14 protein-coding genes are annotated in these 17030 nt (G+C 52.6%); 4 read left to right on the forward strand and 10 right to left on the reverse strand.

Going from position 1 to position 17030, the window contains the following annotated elements; translation table 11 throughout:
* Positions 1–383: 383 nt before the first annotated feature.
* The 4 genes from AACZ40_RS07970 to AACZ40_RS07985 all read right to left on the reverse strand — a co-directional run bounded on the left by AACZ40_RS07970 (position 384) and on the right by AACZ40_RS07985 (position 5144).
* Entirely contained in the window at positions 384–1367 is a 984-nt protein-coding gene (locus tag AACZ40_RS07970) for an acetyl-CoA carboxylase carboxyltransferase subunit alpha (RefSeq protein WP_291178425.1), read from the reverse strand.
* Between the two features lie 94 nt (positions 1368–1461).
* A complete protein-coding gene (locus AACZ40_RS07975; RefSeq protein WP_339673914.1) occupies positions 1462–2946 on the reverse strand; it encodes a protein kinase in 1485 nt (494 codons plus the stop codon).
* 191 nt (positions 2947–3137) lie between these two features.
* The gene (locus AACZ40_RS07980) at positions 3138–4262 is read right to left on the reverse strand and encodes an HlyD family efflux transporter periplasmic adaptor subunit (protein ID WP_339673917.1); all 1125 of its coding nucleotides are present in this window, start codon (positions 4260–4262) and stop codon (positions 3138–3140) included.
* 153 nt (positions 4263–4415) lie between these two features.
* Entirely contained in the window at positions 4416–5144 is a 729-nt protein-coding gene (locus AACZ40_RS07985; RefSeq protein WP_291178434.1) for a YiiX/YebB-like N1pC/P60 family cysteine hydrolase, read from the reverse strand.
* An 88-nt stretch (positions 5145–5232) separates the two neighbouring features.
* On the opposite strand from AACZ40_RS07985, the gene AACZ40_RS07990 reads away from it, so the two are divergent.
* On the forward strand, positions 5233–5466 hold the full coding sequence (locus tag AACZ40_RS07990; RefSeq protein WP_339673922.1) for a hypothetical protein: 234 nt from the start codon (positions 5233–5235) through the stop codon (positions 5464–5466).
* Here the strand turns inward: AACZ40_RS07990 and AACZ40_RS07995 are convergent.
* The 4 genes from AACZ40_RS07995 to AACZ40_RS08010 all read right to left on the reverse strand — a co-directional run bounded on the left by AACZ40_RS07995 (position 5433) and on the right by AACZ40_RS08010 (position 9310).
* Positions 5433–6527 (reverse strand): methyltransferase, encoded by a 1095-nt coding sequence (locus AACZ40_RS07995; protein ID WP_291178437.1) that lies wholly within the window; start codon positions 6525–6527, stop codon positions 5433–5435. The two genes, AACZ40_RS07990 and AACZ40_RS07995, sit on opposite strands and share 34 nt — an antisense overlap.
* A gap of 61 nt (positions 6528–6588) precedes the next feature.
* The gene (locus AACZ40_RS08000) at positions 6589–7839 is read right to left on the reverse strand and encodes a class I SAM-dependent rRNA methyltransferase (protein ID WP_291178440.1); all 1251 of its coding nucleotides are present in this window, start codon (positions 7837–7839) and stop codon (positions 6589–6591) included.
* 152 nt (positions 7840–7991) lie between these two features.
* The gene (locus AACZ40_RS08005) at positions 7992–8465 is read right to left on the reverse strand and encodes a response regulator (RefSeq protein ID WP_291178443.1); all 474 of its coding nucleotides are present in this window, start codon (positions 8463–8465) and stop codon (positions 7992–7994) included.
* A gap of 176 nt (positions 8466–8641) precedes the next feature.
* Positions 8642–9310: a glutaredoxin family protein gene (locus tag AACZ40_RS08010; RefSeq protein WP_291178446.1), complete on the reverse strand. Its 669-nt coding sequence runs from the start codon at positions 9308–9310 to the stop codon at positions 8642–8644.
* A gap of 367 nt (positions 9311–9677) precedes the next feature.
* On the opposite strand from AACZ40_RS08010, the gene AACZ40_RS08015 reads away from it, so the two are divergent.
* Entirely contained in the window at positions 9678–12485 is a 2808-nt protein-coding gene (locus AACZ40_RS08015) for a serine/threonine-protein kinase (protein WP_291178449.1), read from the forward strand.
* 44 nt (positions 12486–12529) lie between these two features.
* Here the strand turns inward: AACZ40_RS08015 and AACZ40_RS08020 are convergent, their stop codons facing one another.
* Positions 12530–13624: a serine hydrolase domain-containing protein gene (locus tag AACZ40_RS08020; RefSeq protein ID WP_291178451.1), complete on the reverse strand. Its 1095-nt coding sequence runs from the start codon at positions 13622–13624 to the stop codon at positions 12530–12532.
* Positions 13625–13887: 263 nt separating this feature from the next.
* Between AACZ40_RS08020 and AACZ40_RS08025 the strand changes: the two genes are divergently transcribed.
* Together AACZ40_RS08025 and AACZ40_RS08030 are read left to right on the forward strand one after the other, a co-directional pair.
* Positions 13888–15006 carry a mandelate racemase/muconate lactonizing enzyme family protein gene (locus AACZ40_RS08025; RefSeq protein ID WP_291178454.1) on the forward strand — a complete coding sequence of 373 codons (1119 nt, stop codon included), beginning with the start codon at positions 13888–13890 and terminating at the stop codon, positions 15004–15006.
* 65 nt (positions 15007–15071) lie between these two features.
* Positions 15072–15818, forward strand: a complete 747-nt coding sequence (locus AACZ40_RS08030; protein WP_291178456.1) for a glucose 1-dehydrogenase — start codon at positions 15072–15074, stop codon at positions 15816–15818.
* Positions 15819–15826: 8 nt separating this feature from the next.
* On the opposite strand, the gene AACZ40_RS08035 is transcribed toward AACZ40_RS08030, so the two are convergent.
* Positions 15827–16990 carry an FG-GAP-like repeat-containing protein gene (locus AACZ40_RS08035; protein ID WP_291178459.1) on the reverse strand — a complete coding sequence of 388 codons (1164 nt, stop codon included), beginning with the start codon at positions 16988–16990 and terminating at the stop codon, positions 15827–15829.
* Between the last annotated feature and the right edge of the window lie 40 nt (positions 16991–17030).

Below are 17030 nucleotides of genomic sequence, written 5' to 3' on the forward strand. Positions count from 1 at the left end.
ACGGATGTGACGACCCCATTGGATACACGGGTACTGCGTCAGTTAGAGTTGCTGCGAGTACCAGTAAATTCACTGGGATCCGCGCTGCAGGATCGGATGCGTGATGCACAGCGCAGGTGAGATGTTGAAGTCGAATACGAGCATGTTTTCCGCAGCAGTTCGACGCGGAAAAGAGAGCGTCTATCAGAGTCACTGAGAGTTCAGGGACAGATAGACCATTGAGTGAGAGAGCAGAAACAGGGAAATCACAAACCCTGTAAAAACAGGCTAAAATTCACGCCGAACTTAACATAACGGACATTATCGGACGTTCGTTGTGGGGTACTTTATTAAGCTTTCTCTCTCTGGTATCTCTTTCACAGCCGGCAAGTGCGGTGTTGAAATCAGGAGCTGACGGGCTCAGTTTGCCCTGTCTCGTGGAACATGCCGATCTTGCGAAACTTCTCGTAGCGCTGGTCGACGAGCTGGTCTTTGGGAATGCTCATCAGCTGCTTGAGGTTGGCGGACAGTGATGCCTTTAATGAGGTCGCCATCTGGCGATGATCTCGATGGGCGCCTCCCAGTGGTTCCGGGATGACTTCATCGATGATGCCCAGTTCGAGCAGATTCTTGCTGGTGAATTTGAGCGCGTTGGCAGCCTCGTTGGCGAACTTGACATCCTTCCATAAGATGCCTGCACAACCCTCGGGGGTGATCACTGAATAATAAGCGTACTGCAGTACCGAGATGTGGTCACCCACGCCGATGCCGATTGCTCCCCCGGAACCTCCCTCGCCAATCACGACGCAGACGATGGGAGTCTTCAGGAGCGACATTTCTCTGAGGTTGATCGCAATGTTGTAAGAGATTCCCTGTTCTTCCGCCTTGATGCCCGGGTAAGCGCCGGGAGTGTCAATCAGGCAGATGATGGGGATCCCGAATTTTTCCGCCATCTTCATTTTGGAAAGGGCCTTGCGGTAGCCTTCCGGATGAGCACAGCCGTAATAGCATTCAGTCCGCTCTTTTAAAGTGCGTCCTTTCTGCTGTCCGACAAACATGACTTTCTGCCCGTCCAGTTTGGCGAGGCCAGTCAGAATGGCACGGTCATCACCGATGGCTTTGTCGCCATGCAGTTCCACGAATTCATCAAATACCAGTTCCAGGTAATCGAGTGTCTGAGGTCGTTCGGCATGACGGGCGACCTTGACCGTATCCCAGGCATCCAGGTTCTCAAAGATCTCACGCTTCATGCGCGTGATTTCCAGTCGCATGTTACGAATGGCATCTTTGGTATTGGGTGTGGGATTGGGTTCCTGCTCGATTTTCTTGAGCTGTTCTTCCAGTTCGTAGATGGGACGTTCGAATGGAAGCTGATTGATAGCAGACATAGTATTTGAGACCACGTATTAGAATGAAAGTGTCATAGTTAAAGATGGCAGCCAGTTTAACAGATGCAAGTAATTCCTGGAAGATTTTATGGATTTAGATCACATCCGGCAATTCATCCATGAAGGGAAGATCGTCATCATTTTTGTTTTTTTGCTTCTGCTCTTCTTTTTTGGGAGGTTCCGGCTGATTTTGAGGTGGTTTGGAAGCCTGTTGTGGCGCCTGTGGCTGCGGAGGAGCATTCGCAGCAGGAGGTTGCCGGGCTGGCTGTTGCGCCGGCGGTTGCTGCTGCTGTGGAGGCTGCTGACCAGGTGGCTGTTGTTGTTGTGGCGGGTAGGGTTGCTGCGGGTACTGCTGCGGTGGATACGGTTGCTGTGGATATCCCTGCGGCGGTGGATAGCTGCCGGGAGGCATGGCTTGCCCCTGGTACTGAGGCGGATACATCGGTTGCTGATATTGCGGCGGGTACATGGGCTGCTGGTACTGAGGCGGGTACATCGGCTGAGACGGCTGTTGCGGCTGCTGCTGTGGTTTTTTCTCGGGTTCCGGTTTAGGCTTGGGTTTGGCGTTGGCTTTGCGGTCAGCCATCAACTGTTTGGCCAGTTCCGGGTTTTCTTTGACCAGTTCAGAGAGCCGCGCGTCCGCACGACTGTCGAGACGTTTCTCCTTCATCGACTCTTTTTCCGCTGCGTCTGCGTCCGCTTTTTCCTGTGCAATGAGTTCAGAAATTTCTGCTTTGAACATCTTCAGGTTTCGAATGGTGGAAACCACCTCTTCCATGGATGCGTAACGTTTCTCCGGTTTCTTGGCCAGCATCTTCAGAATGAACTCATCCATTTCCGGTGTAACGTTGGGATTGATGCTGGATGCGTACGGCGGTTTTTCTGAAATATGCTTTAACAGAACTTCCTTGGGGTTCTCTCCATGGAACGGGGTTTTGCCGGTCAGGATTTCGAAGATCGTGATTCCCAGGCTGTAGATGTCAGCCCCGGGGCCCAGCGGTTCTTTTTTGATGGTTTCCGGAGCAATATACGAGCGGGTCCCCTGTACTGTTTTGGGTTTTCCGAACAGTTTTCCCAGTCCTTTGGCGACGGGAACTGCCAGGCCGAAGTCGATGATTTTGACTTCAGAACTTTTGCTGATCAGAATATTTTCCGGCTTGATATCTTTATGAACCCAGCCTTTTTCGTGCATGTGCCCCAGTGCCATTGCCGTCGATTCGATCAGCTTGCGGAGCCGGGACTGAACGCTCTGGCGATCCGATGTAATCTGCGATCGCAAATTAGGTGCGCGAAAGTAATCCATCAGCAGATAGATGTTTTTTTTGTTTTTGACAAACTTATGCAGATGGATGAGATTGGGATGATCGAGTGCCGCTGCCACCTTTGCTTCCAGTTTCATGGTCGCAACGATTTCCGGATTTTTCATGGGTTCGGGAAGCAGGCGTTTCATGACGAAAGTGTTGGAGCCCCCCTGTTCTTTCACTTCCCAGATCTGGGTTGTGGACCCATCTACGATGAGATTCACCAGCTCGTATTCGTCAACAATATTATCTGCTTCTGTAGTTTCTGTTTCAGCCACTGCGCAACCTCTTGCTGTTATGTGATTCGACGAAGATTCGTCAGACATCATTGTAGCCAAAGACAATGATCTGCCAAAACCCGAATTCCCTCAGGAACTCAAATCGGGCTGCTGAATCGATGGAATCAGACGGGACTTTGCTTCGCATAATATAGTGTAACGAGCCAGATTACCCAACGAAACAATGGATTCTAAAAGCTGACCTTTTTTTCAGGTGGTTTTGAGGGCTGGCTGCCCGGGGCTGCCGCGGGTGTGTCCTGCGTTTTTCCTGCTGTGAGCCGGGGTTGTACCTGTGTTCCGTCTGTCAGGGGTTGCGAGGTGCTGACGATAATTTCATCATCTTTATTAAACGGTGCAGAGACAAACAGGCGTTCCGGGCCGATCTGCCCCAGGATCTGTGGAGTCAGGTCTCTGATCACATTTTCACGCACGATCTGAATTTTTCGTATCCCTTCCGGCGTATTGGTGACAGAGACAGTCGGGACTTCTGCGATCGGATAACGTGGAATCAGCTCCACGCTGACAGACTGTCCGGGTTTAAACTGGGCATTTTTGTTCTCCAGGATCACGACTGCGGAAGTGATGGACTTGGCCAGAGCGCGGAGTTTTTCAAACCGGGGATCCAGGGGCAGAACCTGGTCCACGGTCGCCTGGGTGGCCTGTTCTTCCACGTTCAGATTGATGCGGGCTCCTTTCTGGGCCTGTTCGCGCGGCAGAGGGACTTCCACCTGCAGGGATGTCGTATCCCCCAGTTCAACCAGGGGCTCCCCTGCTCTGACGAATTCACCGGGAGCCGTCAGGATGCGAAAGATCTGTCCTTCAAAGGGGGCGCGAATGATTGTCTGTTCCATGCGAATGTTGGCGAGTTTCAGATCTGCTTCCGCCAAAGCCACGCTTGCTTTTGCGACAGCCGCGGCTTTCCCCGTTGCATTCTTCTGTTCTTCACGGGCCACTTCCAGGGCGGCTTCCGCTCGATCCAGCTCTGCCTGGGGAATCGCAGGATCCAGGCGAACTACCACTGCTTTGGCAGTCGGCTTATCTCCGGGTTTGACTTCCACGGTGTGAATGATGCCATCTCGAGGCGCGGCGATGGTCAGCGAGCGTAACGGTTTCAGATTGAGGGGAACATAGTAATCCCGCGGATGTCTGAGAGTGATTGCTTCACGCTGAATGGAAACCGTTTGAGGTTCGCCGGTCTTCTCCTGGGAGAAAGCGGCAGCTGGTATTCCGCAGGCGAGGAGTACTAGTCCAAGTGCGCTTCGAATCAAAATCAACTGCGGGAATCTGGTTTGCCGGTCCTGCAAGGGCTTGGTCATTGTGGCGCTTTCAAATACGGAACAGGTCACACTTAAGAAGAACTCCTTCTCAGATTCTCGCTGACCGGTTGCGCAGTTTCAAGCAGTGTTTGCCGATCTTTCACGGATTTCCCAGAAGATGTGAGTGAAAATTTCGAACCAGCTGACGGCCGATTACTGGCAGAACACCCAGCCACGCAGCTTGACGCAGCAGGCCGACGTGCAGCTTTTCGTATCCACCCAGAGCTGATGGCACCAGTTACGTGGCTTTTCTGCCACGAGTGGTGGTCGTTCCAGTTCGAAGGTAATGGAGGGGGAATAACGATCCGCCTGCACAATCCCCGTGACCAGGGAGGCAGGAGAAACTTTCGCTGGTGCCTGTGCCTTCATCAGGTGACAGGCGGAAAGGGCATCAATGGCGTATTCGGCGCAGTGAATCCCCCGGGCGCGTCCCCCGGTCAGGTGATGACGGATTGAGTAGGGAGTTCCCAGCTTCTTATCCAGATAGCGCTCGTATCGCGCCGTCATCGTGGGATTAAAAGCGGCATTGGGTTGAAACACATGAATGGTTGCCGGGCGTTGTGTATTCAGATAGTTTTTCAACGTCAGGCAACGGGCCCCGACTCCGTTCATACTGTCGTAGACCAGCGGTTCGCCATTTCGCATCACGATCATGGCCACATGGGTATACGCGCTTTGCGTATAAATTCGAACGGCGAGGCAATCGCCTTTACTGAACAACAGGGTTCCCGTCTGAACACGGGAATTGAGTGAGTCGGCCAGTTGGTCGAAAGTCGAAAAGTTAGAAGTCATCTGTGGTATTGCAGCCTCGATTGGCTGTTCATTCCTTTGGGTATCCTGTGGTGTCGCTGCGAGGAACGCAATTGACAGGAATAATGACATAACCGCCTCCGTCTGAAAAGAGCAATCTGTTTTCCGCCTGACCGCGCTGTTCCCGGTCCGTTTCAGGCTGTTTCAGTGCTATAAAACGATGTTTTCACATCCGTTCTTCGTTGTCAACGAGGATTTATTGGGAAAAGATCAGAAAAAAGTGGAATCGAAACTCTTCCCGGCGGGATTGAGTCTGGTGAAATGGCAGACCGAACCCACGCTGGAAATGGTCTGCCTGACACACGGGAGAATGCGCAGCAGGAAAAGAATCGCGCCATGGGCTGCCTGGAAAGCGGCGTCTTATTCCGGTTTTCGGGCGGTGAGCATGAAATGATGGACTGCGCCATCAATGGCGACATCAGTGAACAAATCGAGCAGGCGGTGCGCATACCACTGATACTGCTTGGTGGAAAACTGCAGAAGTCCCCCCGGCTTCAAGGCCCGCAGGCACATCTGCAAAAAGGCCTCCCCCTGCTCTTCGCTGCTGAAATAAGATTTGTTGGTCAACAGGTAATCATAGCTTTCGGGCATGAATCCTTCGTCGAGCGCAGCCAGCTTGACGGAGACATTCGAAAGTTGGTTCTTCTCGATCCCCTGCTCTGTGCATTTGACTGCCCGGGCATTGCTGTCGAAGGCATGAATCTGAGATCCCGGACAACGTGTGGCTGCCACAAACGAGACAATCCCGGAACCACATTCCAGATTCAGGATGGAGGATTCATCGGAGAGTTCCATCAGATTGATCAGCGCACGCGCACTCTGGTTTGGTCGACGATGACTGAACACGCCTGGCAGCGTATAGGCATAAAGCAACTGTTCGCCTTCGCGCATGGCCGACTCATCCTGCAGGCATTTTTTTTCCGGAAGAGGCTGCGATCGTCTGCCCTGGTAAACGATGCCTGCATCAGAAACGATGCGCGTGACTTTAGGGAACAGCGACTGCAGAAATTTATGATATTCATAATCTTTGGTGCGTGAAGAAGCGATCGTCAAAGTACCGCCCTCCTGAAGCGAGCAGGCTGCCGAAAGTGTCAGTTCGCGCACCAGTTCATCAGAAAACTGTTCTGAGAGAGGTAACAACACGGCTTCATAGTCACCTGCCGGAAATTCACTGTCGCAGATCGTATTCCAGGCAGGTGCCTCCTCCTGCTCTTCCTGCAGGAGACTGCATTTATGATGGATCCGTTGTTCGATCGTTTTATCGAAACTGAAGCAGTCGACCCGGTCTGCTGCGGTGACACGCTTCATCAGGGCCGTCGTGAGTGGATACAGATTGGACTGGAAACAGAGCGTCTGCGTAGAACTCCAGTCTGCGGGCAGGAAATCCAGCAGCAGCTGTTCGGGCGGAGGTGCCTGTCTTTTCAGGCGTTGTTTTTTTTTCGATTTACGTGACATGATAGTTTCATTTTCAGAATGTCAGCTGCATGGAGTTTAGTCTGATCTGCGGAGGTCCCGTTTACAGTACCCGGCAGATAAAGCATTTTAAATATTGATTTTCAGGACAGCTGGGTGAGACGGGGTGGTCGGCCGGCTGGCTGCGCTGTTCCAGAATCTGCATGTGCCGCCCGGTGTGCTGAGATACCGATGCCAGCATCTGTTGAAATTCGACCTGGCTGATCAGCCCCGAACAACTGCAGGTGATCAGGATACCTCCCGGTTTCAAAACATCAAATGCCAGGCGATTGAGACTGAAATAACCTTTCAGCGCCTGCTTAACTCCGCTGCGATGCCGGGCCATTTTGGGGGGATCGAGGATGATCGAATCGAATTGCTCCCCTTCTGCTTTAAACTGTTCCAGAACCGCGTAAGCTTTACCGGTCTGAAATCGAATGCGATTTCCAATGCCATTGAGTTCGGCGTTGGCGGTCGCCTGGTCGATGGCAGACTGCGAGGAGTCGTAAGACAAGACAGATTGTGCCTGTCCGTGGATAATGGCGTTCAAAGCGAAAGCGCCGGTGTAACAGTGCAGTTCCAGTGTGCGATGATTTTTAAGATAGCGGGCGGCGGCAAGACGGTTTTCCCGCTGGTCCAGATAAAAACCGGTTTTCTGACCGGTGACCATGCTCATGCCGTAGCGGATGCCGTTCTCTTCCAGGAAGAAGTGAGCCGGCGGTTCTTCACCATCCAGAAGCTGATCAGAAATTTCCAGCCCTTCGGCTTCCCGCATCCCTTTTTCGGTTCTCAGCCAGATCCCTTTCGCGGGAAATCGTGCTTTGAGGAATCCAATGATCAGATCCTGTTTCTGCGAGAGTGCCAGGCTGGAAAACTGCACCAGAAACCAGGCACCATAGCGATCAATGGTGAGTCCTGAAAGCTGATCGGACTCACTGAAGACCAGGCGGCACCCCGATGTTTCAAAGTTCTCGAGCAGTCCGACTTCTTCCCTCAGCGTCACAGCCTGTTCCAGCCGACTGGTCCAGAGCGAGTCGTCCAGTGTTTCTGTCTCAGCCCACGAATACAGGCGGACGCGAATATTGCTGTTGGGGTTATACAGTCCATGGGCGATAAATTCGCCTTTGTCGGAAAGCAGGATGACTTCATCACCGGTATTGGGGTTCCCTTCAATACGGGAAATGGCGCCGGCGAAGACCCAGGGATGTCGTCCAAAGAATGGCAGGGCGCGTCGCGGCTTCAGGACCACGCGTGGAGTTGGTCTGGTATCGGTGGCGACCTGATCGTCGCTGACCGAGGGGTGTGAATCACTCATGAGAGTTTTCTAATCAAAGGGTCGCAGGATCGTCAGTGTCCTGCAGACAAGAACAGCGAGGCTCAGGGGCAGACGTTGCCGGGACTGAGCAGAATTTTGAAGTTGGTGCAGACTGAAACTCTTTCCTGTCGGAAAGTGGCCTGGCACTCTATTTATGATTCGCTGGAAGTAGAGCGGGTTGTGCCTTCCACTTCAGCGAGATAAGCCAGCAGTCGATCGCGCTCATGCGTCAGGTGTCTGACACGTAACAGAGAGCGGACGCGGGTCGTTAATTCGATTCGATTGACGGGTTTTGTCAGAAAGTCATCGCAGCCGGCCTGAACCGACTTCTCAATGTCACCCATTTCGTTCAACGCGGTGATCACCAGGATCGGGATCTCTTTCGTTTCAGTACTCTGTTTGAGCTGGGCACATACTTCGTACCCACTCAATTTCGGCATCATGATGTCCAGCAGGATCAGGTCGGGGTCTATTTCGGCAACCTTTTCCAGGGTCTCTTTTCCATCATAGGCCATAAACGTTTCATAGCCTTCGTCCAGCAGATAAGCGTCCAGGAGTTCGCAGTTCTGATGGTTGTCATCTGCGATGAGTATTTTTGAATTCTTCAAAGAGATTTCAGACGACATGGTCTTTTGCCTAAAGTTTTAATGGGATTAAATTCTGACCCGGGTAGTCGAATTAAAGTCGGGAATTGTGTCTGCTGGATGTAATTTATCTCATTTATGGTTGAATCACAACAACCGATAAACCGTTTTTTACAGGCAGTGCACCGTTTTTCCTCGGGTATCCGCTCAAAACAGAGTCAGGCACATTTGCACTGACCACCGCATCCGGTCGATTCGCTGTTGGATTCACTGTTCGATTTCTGGCGTTTGCACCCGCAACTCTGCTTGTTGCAGCCACACCCTGAGGAAGCGACAGGAGCAATCGTAACCGGGGAAGCCACGATCAAACGTCGCAGCAGAACTTCGTTAATCCGGCCCCGGAAGCGGATTTTTCCATCGATTGCCACGACAGGTACGCAGGTTCCGAACCTGGCGACCAGCCCGGGATCACTGTAGATATCCACAAATTCGATTCCAGGCAGGTAGGCAGTGTAGTCTTCCAGAATTTCCGCTGCTTCTTCGCAGAGCGGACAGTTTTCTTTGGTATATACAGTAAGAGTTTCGAAGCGCTGGCCTGGTTCTTCCGGCATCCAGTCCTCTTTTTGAGGCAGTTGACGTTTTCGTTCGCTGTCTCTCATTTCGGTGCTGGAAACCTGTTTCAGGATGGCAATCCCGCCCCCTGTCATACAGAGGGCCAGTAATTTCCAGATCGAAGGGCTCTGATACCAGGATCGAGGCATGTTGAACGGGAGCCATTCCGTGCCTGTCAGTGAAAGGGCAAGGATTCCTAAACCCATAAATAACATTGAGTTACCTAGGAAAGGAAGTCCGTGTGGAAGCTCTTCTTTGTGTGTCATTGTGCTCATGTACAAGATCCTGCCTGCATCTATCAATTATTTCACCAGTCAATCCCCGGTCGCTGATTGATACTTTATTAATCGAATATTGACCGCGAATATTATAGTCAATTGCCGGGCTTTTTGAATCTCTGACCGGTTTTATCAAAATATTCCCCCAGGAGAGAGGCTTATCTACGTAAATTGAAATAGTGTTCATAAAAATACAATCCAGGCAGGTACCGGGAGAGGAACGAGCGTAGAACACCCTTTTCGGGGATTCGGTAGAATCCTTAAACCAATACTGGTCAGTCATTAAATCGGATGCTAGAGTGTTACTATTACCTTACGGAATAAAGAGATTCATCGCAGGACATGTTGAGCGAATTGGTAAAGAATGGCAGGCAAACTAACGGCCGAGGCGTTTTTAAACCTGGTTAAACAAAGCGGTTTGGTTTCGGTCGATCAGCTGAAGAAGCTTCTTTCCGAATATCAGGAAAAAGGGGTCAAGCTGGGGGAACCTGCCGAGGTCGCCGACAAGCTGATTGAGCGGTCCCTGCTGACACGCTGGCAGGCCAACAAGTTGCTTCAGGGCAAGCACAAAGGTTTTTTCCTGGGGAAATACCGTCTGCTGGACCTGGTTGGCAAAGGTGGCATGAGCTCGGTCTACCTGGCAGAACATGTCCTGATGCGGCGGCGCTGTGCTATTAAGGTGCTCCCCTCGAAACGGGTGAATGACGCCTCTTATCTCGCCCGCTTTCATCGCGAAGCCCAGGCGGTTGCCTCTCTGGATCATATTAACATCGTCCGCGCTTACGATGTGGACCATGAAAAAGAAAATGAAGCAGAAATTCATTTTCTGGTCATGGAATATGTAGACGGACAGGATCTGCAGGAAGTCGTTACGAAAAACGGTGTGCTGGATATTCGTGATGCTGTCAATTATATCCGCCAGGCTGCAAAGGGGCTGGCACATGCCCACGAAGCAGATATGGTGCACCGTGACGTCAAGCCGGGCAACCTGCTGGTCGATTCTAAAGGCGTTGTCAAAATTCTTGACCTGGGACTGGCCCGTTTTTTTCAGGAAGGCGAAGACAAGTCCCTGACCATCGCGCATGATGAGAAGGTCCTGGGGACGGCAGATTATCTGGCGCCCGAACAGGCGATTGACAGTCACCAGGTCGATTCCCGAGCCGACATCTACAGCCTGGGTTGTACCATGTACTTCCTGTTAACCGGGCACCCCCCCTTCACCGAAGGCTCACTGGCACAGCGGTTGATGGCACATCAGCATAAAATTCCACCTGCCGTCACCGTCGATCGGCCTGATACTCCACCGGAAATCGTAGAGATTCTGGAAAAGATGATGGCGAAGGACCGGGAAGACCGGTACCAGACCATGGATGAGACGGCGGAAGTATTGTACGACTGGCTGCAGAACAATACCGATGAAGAGTGGCGCAGCAACAATATCAGCAGTGGACTGGGATCAGGAGTCGGGTTGGCACAAAGTGGCTCCGGTGAGCAGGACCAGCAGAAAAAGAATCCGGAACTGGCGGCGTTTCTCTCAAACCTGAAAGAAGAATCCGGCATCCAGAAAAAGACCACTCCTTCTGAAGAGCACGAAAAAAAAAGCAGCCCCCGCCTGGAACCGACTGTGAAACCATCGTCCGATGTGCATGATTCTTCGGTCGTAAAGCAGGACAAAATCAGTACCGCCTCCACGCGGATCGGCAGTGCTTCCGATGCACTCAAGAAAACCGAACCCAAGCCCCCTGCTCCCACAGCCAAACCTGTCGCAAAGCCGGTTGCCAAACCGGTGGCGAAGCCCGTGGCGAAACCGGTTGTCAAACGTCCTGTGAAAAAACCGGTGCCGCTGGCGGAAGCCTTACCCGGGGATTCGGCTGTCATGGAAGCGGAGCCGGATGAAATGGAAGCAGAAGTCGTCGAAGAGGCTGCTCCCGCTCTCGGATCGATTACCAGCCAGAAGTGGTTTATCCCGGCCCTCAGCGGAGGCATCGGTCTCTTGCTGATTGTGCTTGTCGTGATGTTTGTGTTATCAGGTGAGGAACCTGAGACACCCGCGCCTGTCAACCCGGTCCCGGTTGTAAAAAAAACCGTGGAACCGGAATCGTTGCCGGACGAGATCAAAGTCGGTCCGCAGGAAACCTATAAAACGATTGCGGCTGCACTCAAAGACATTCAGATCGTCTATGGTAAATCAATTGGAGCCGACAGTAAGCATTACACCATCAAGGTTACTGCCGACCAGGAGTTGAACGAACGGATTGTTATCGATAATTCCAGTTGGAATTATCCGAAAGGGGTTTCGATTATCGCCGAAAGTGGTAAACCGGTCATCCTCGCCCCTGAAGGTCCTGAACCGGTCATTCAACTGCGAGGCATCGAAGGGCTCACGATTGAGGGCTTTCTGATCAAAGCCCAGGGAAAAAAAGTGGCAATTCAGCTGTCCGAATACCTGGTAGGGACACAGTTGAAGAATTTGAAAATCAATGATTTTCAAACAGCAGGCATCTTTGCCACCAGTGTGTCGGGTTTGTCAAACGAACCATTTCTGCTGGAAAACCTCAGCTTCAAGGCGGGAAATCCCCAGGCGGTGGGGATGGATTTCACCGGGGATACGAACAGCAGCATCACTCTGACGAATGTACGTTTCCTGAATGCCATGCGGGTCGGGTTGCAGTTTTCATCGGCGGTCCGTGAAACGCAGGTGAAAGAATCCATCTTCTCGGAGACGAAAACGGGAATCCGCTTTGATTGCCAGGGCTATGAAATCAGCAATCTCAAACTGACAAACAATACTTTTTTCATCGTTGAGACAGGCATTCTCTTTACTACAAAACCGACTCCCGGCAGTGAAGCAATTCAGATTTCGCGGAATCTGTTTTCCACGATCGAAGGGGCTCCTGCAAAAGTTGCACAGGATAATGATCCGCAACTCTGGGCAAAAGCACTGACGGCGCTGGAGAACGATACTTCACGCGCTGCCCCCACTGCCCTGCCTGTTGATGAACTCGACCTGTTTAAAAACAAGGGCAAACAGGGGGATGCGAATCTAAATAACTTCGTATCCACAACACCGGGAGACGAAAAATTCCTGGCACCGGCTGCCGATAATCCTGCCAGTAAAGCCGCTGGTACTCCGGGGGGCATGAAACCCTACATCGGAGCGGTGGCTCCTTAAGAAGTGTCCGCGATCGGGTTGCAGGCAGATCAGCGTCAGCGAGTTTATACCAGACGCAGATCTTCGTAGATGGCCTCGTTGATTTCCCGCGCACGACGTTGATGACGGGGTTCTCCAGGTCTGCCATTCGCTACGACAGCCACTACCAGTTCCCGTTCCGGGTCGGCAAAGGCGATGGAAGACTGCGAACCACCGTGCCCGAAGGATGCTTCGGAAGCGTACTTGCCGAATCCATAAGGGACAGTACCGGCGCCATAACGATTCGAATTGACGATGAACCCCAGGCCGTAATCGACTTTGTGCTGCAGTGTGAGATCAAACTCCCCTTCCCGCTGGCGATCGATCATGGTGTCCACCGTCTGAGGCTCAAACAGGGGAGTTCCCTGGTTGAGCAGGCATTCGTAAAATCGCCCGAGTTCACGAATCGGTCCCCGCGCATTTCCACCGGGTGAAGGCGTGATACAGTGTGCTGCATCATGCAGATCAGTCAGCTGCATTTCCCCTTTTTCACGTTGATAAACATAGGCGATCTGCGCCTGCTCACGCTGATAGACGTCGGCCGGCATGCCCAGCCAGCTGTGAGTCATGTCCAGCGGTTCCAGAATCAGTTCGCGCATCAGTTGGGTGTAGGGTTGTCCTTTGATGCGCTGCAGAATTTCTCCGAGGATGAACCAACTGGAGCTGACATGGTAACCGGCTGTTTTTCCGATCTGCCAGTTCTCTTCCAGTGGTGCCTCGCAGATACGCCGAATCGATTCTTCCCAACTGACATCAGGCCAGCCTGTATCAACGGGACGGAAGCCGGCGGTGTGGTTGAGCAGGTGCAGAATTGTGATCGGCTCTTTGCCTTTGGAACCAAACTCGGGAATGAAGCGGGAAACTCGATCATCCATCTGCAGGTCGCCCTGCTCCCACAGGCGGGCCATCGCCATGGCTGTCAGCGGTTTCCCGGCGGAGAGCCAGAGGTTGAGTGTGTCGGCCGTCATGGGGACACCGGGGCGGGCTTCCCCCATGCCGCCATCAGCGATCACTTCACCCTGCAGTGAAATATAAAGCTGCACTCCTGTATGCAGTTCGTGTTCAATGCCTTCCAGAATCAGCTGGCAGGTGGCAGGCAGACGTTCAGAGAGAGCGGACACATTCAACTCGCATGAATAGTAGAAGGAAAAGGGAAATCAGACTTCGCTTTTAACGGAATCAGGGTTTGAATTCAACTAAAGCTTCGCTTGATCTGCAGGCATTCAGAAGAGTGCAAAACCTGGTGGCAGGCATTTACTGTATTTCGTCGCTGTGCAGATTCCTGAATGAAACGGCTTCTGTTATCATCAGTTGAATATTCGGTAACAGGCGCACGTTGGCGAAATCGTGATGATTTACAGTGTAGTGAAGCAAGAGGCACACCATGAAAATTGCAGCGATCAAAACTTACCCGGTTCGGATTCCCCTTAAGCCCGAACGGCGGATGATTTCGGCTCTGGGAAAACACGAAGTCTCCAACTATCTGCTGTTACGAATTGAGACCGATGCCGGTATCGAAGGAGCCGGTGAAGCAACCGTCCTCTGTCGCTGGAGTGGGGAAACCGTCTGGGGCGCCCAGGCGATTGTTGATCGCGTCTTTACGCCGCTGCTGATTGGTCAGGATCCCTGTGACATTGAAAATATCAATCGGATCCTCGATCGTACTTCCCAGGGAAACTGGTTTGCCAAGTCAGCGATTGAGATGGCCTGCTGGGATATCAAAGGTAAAGCAGCGGGGCAGCCGGTCTATGAACTGCTGGGAGGTGCGGTCCGCAGTCGCTCGATTAAATGCCGCTTTTCCATGGGCGCGTATTCGCTGGAACGGGCCGAACGTCGCACGCAGGAACTGGTGGCGGCAGGCTTCACCACGATCAAAGTCAAAGTGGGGACGAACCTGGATGAAGATGTGGCCCGCGTGAAAATGGTGCGCGAGACGATGGGCCCGGACCTGGAACTGACGATTGACGCCAACGCGGGCTGGGACTCAGCCACCGCAATCGCCGCCATGGAACGCATGAGCGATTATAATGTGGCATTGTTTGAACAGCCCACGCCCCGCGGTGATTTTGCCGCGCTGGCAGAAGTCAGACGGGCGATCCAACCGGAGATCATGGCTGATGACATCTGTTTTGATCTGGCCGACGCCAAAGAATGCATTCGTAACGAAGCGTGTGACGTCATCAACGTCTACCCGGGAAAAAATGGGGGCATCAGCAAGACGGCAGCAATAGTCTCCTATGCTGCCGAACACGGTATTCCCTGCAGTATCGGTTCCAATCTGGAACTGGATATCGCTTCAGCCGCCATGTGTCATGCGGTTGTCGGATGTCCGAATATGAATATCGAGCAATATCCGGGTGATATTCTGGGCCCCGAATATCATGAGATTTCCATCGTCAAGAATCCGTTGAAGATTGAAGGTCCCGTGATTACGATTCCCGATGCACCCGGTCTGGGAATCGAAGTCGACTGGGGTCTTGTCGAAGCGCATGCTGCTGACTGATTCCAATTCAAACTCAAACCAGTCCCCTTTTTAAACCAATACAATTCTTAAATGGAATATTTCAGATGAACGAAAATAGTGTCGCTCTGGTCACAGGATCTGCAACGGGAGTCGGTCGCGCCTGTGCGCTGCGTCTGGCGGAGGAAGGCTTTGATATTGTCGTGAATTATTCACGCAGCCAGGCTGAAGCGGAGGAAACCAAAGCACTCCTCGAAGTAGAAGGCGCCAGCGTACTGCTCATTCAATGTGATGTGAGCGATGACGCTGCTGTGAAACGCATGATTGCTGAAATTGAATCGGAGTGGGGGCGGCTGGATGTACTGGTGAATAATGCGGGAACAACCGAATTCATCGAGCATAAAGATCTGGATGCGCTCAGTGAAGAGATCTGGGATCGCATTCTCAGCGTGAATCTGAAAGGCCCGTTCTTCTGCATTCGTGCCGCGGCACATCTGCTGCGAGAGAGTGAATTTGGTGCCGTGGTGAATGTCAGTTCGACCGCCGGTATTACCGGGGAAGGCTCAAGCGTCGCTTACTGCGCGAGTAAAGGAGGACTGAATACGATGACCAAATCACTGGCGCGGGCGCTGGCCCCGGAAATTCGTGTGAATTCAGTCTGTCCCGGCCCGATTGACAGTCGCTGGCTCAAGCAGGTAATGACCGATGAAGAACTGTCAGAGCGAACAGCCGGTTTTCCCATCCCCCGCCCTGCTCAACCCGATGATATCGCTGATACCGTGTTGTACCTGGCGCTCGGCACTACGCTGACGACCGGTCAGTTACTGGTCGTCGATGGTGGCAGAACCATGTAGGGACGACGTTACTCGGGTTGATTCCAGTAGATTTTAAGGTTGTGTGAATCGCGGCCGGCGGCGACGATGTCGATCCGCCCGTCGCCGTTCAGATCACCCAGTCGCAGGTCTTCGCAGGCCATGCCGTTCTCATCGATCCAGGCCGACTTCCAGACTTTGCCTGCTTCATCGGTGGTCCAGTAGACTTTCACACCCACCTTGTTGTCTTTGTTGGGAGTTCGCCAGCCTGCGACAATTTCCTGTCTGGCGTCACCGAACAGATTCGCCGTGGCGATGGCATGGCCGGCTTTGATGTTGTCGTCCAGAATCTGACGTTTGCTGATTCCCTTGTTTGCGTCATCAGACTGATACAGCACCAGCTTGTCGCCGTGCAGCGGTTCAATGGTGGTGATGAACCGGCTGGAAGAGTCGAGTTGCCCCATGCGGATTTCGCCACTCCCCTCGATCAGCGGGAACTTGGTTTTCTTCCACTGTCCGTCTGCATAAGAGAGCAGCATGGCTCCTTCGCGGCCTGCATACAGAATTTCTTCTGCGGGTGACTGCGGATTCCACTGGACCGGGTCGAGATTATGGGTGACGTGCAGCGTGTCTTCGATAACGGTCTGCTTCCACTGGTCTGCCGGGTTCTTCGGCTTTTCATAGGCGATCAGTTTGACGCCGACGCCCTCTCCCTGTTTGTTCCCTTTACCATGCAGAGGGGAAACGACGAGTACAAAATTATTGTCGGCCAGTTTGACCCACCGCATGCGATGAATGACGGGCTGGTGGGGAAGCGGGATGGCTTTCCAGAGCTGTGTGCGATCGGCGGGGGGCTCAAGATAGAAGACAGCACCGGAATTCACGGTGTCTCCCGGGTTCCATTGCGCGCCGACAGCAACTTCGACTTTTCCGTCGCCGTCAATATCGCGGGCGGCGATACAGACATTGTCGCGTTCTGTCAGATTTTCCGCGATTACATGCCGCTGCCAGGTCGGGTTCTGATACCAGACAATTTCTTTTTTGTCGGCTAACAGAATATCCGGTTTTCCATCGCCGTTGACATCACCAATCGCGGTGCCATAACCGATTTCTACCGTACTGTCGATGGTTTCCGGTTTGAAATTCGGTGTCGCATCATCGGCAAAGCAGACGCTGGTCGAACAGAGGCAGATGGCAATCATGAGGCGCATCATAGGAGAACCTTCTCGGCAGAAACGAGTACAGTTTGGATTG

It is taken from the genome of uncultured Gimesia sp., from assembly GCF_963972345.1.
GTDB lineage: Bacteria > Planctomycetota > Planctomycetia > Planctomycetales > Planctomycetaceae > Gimesia.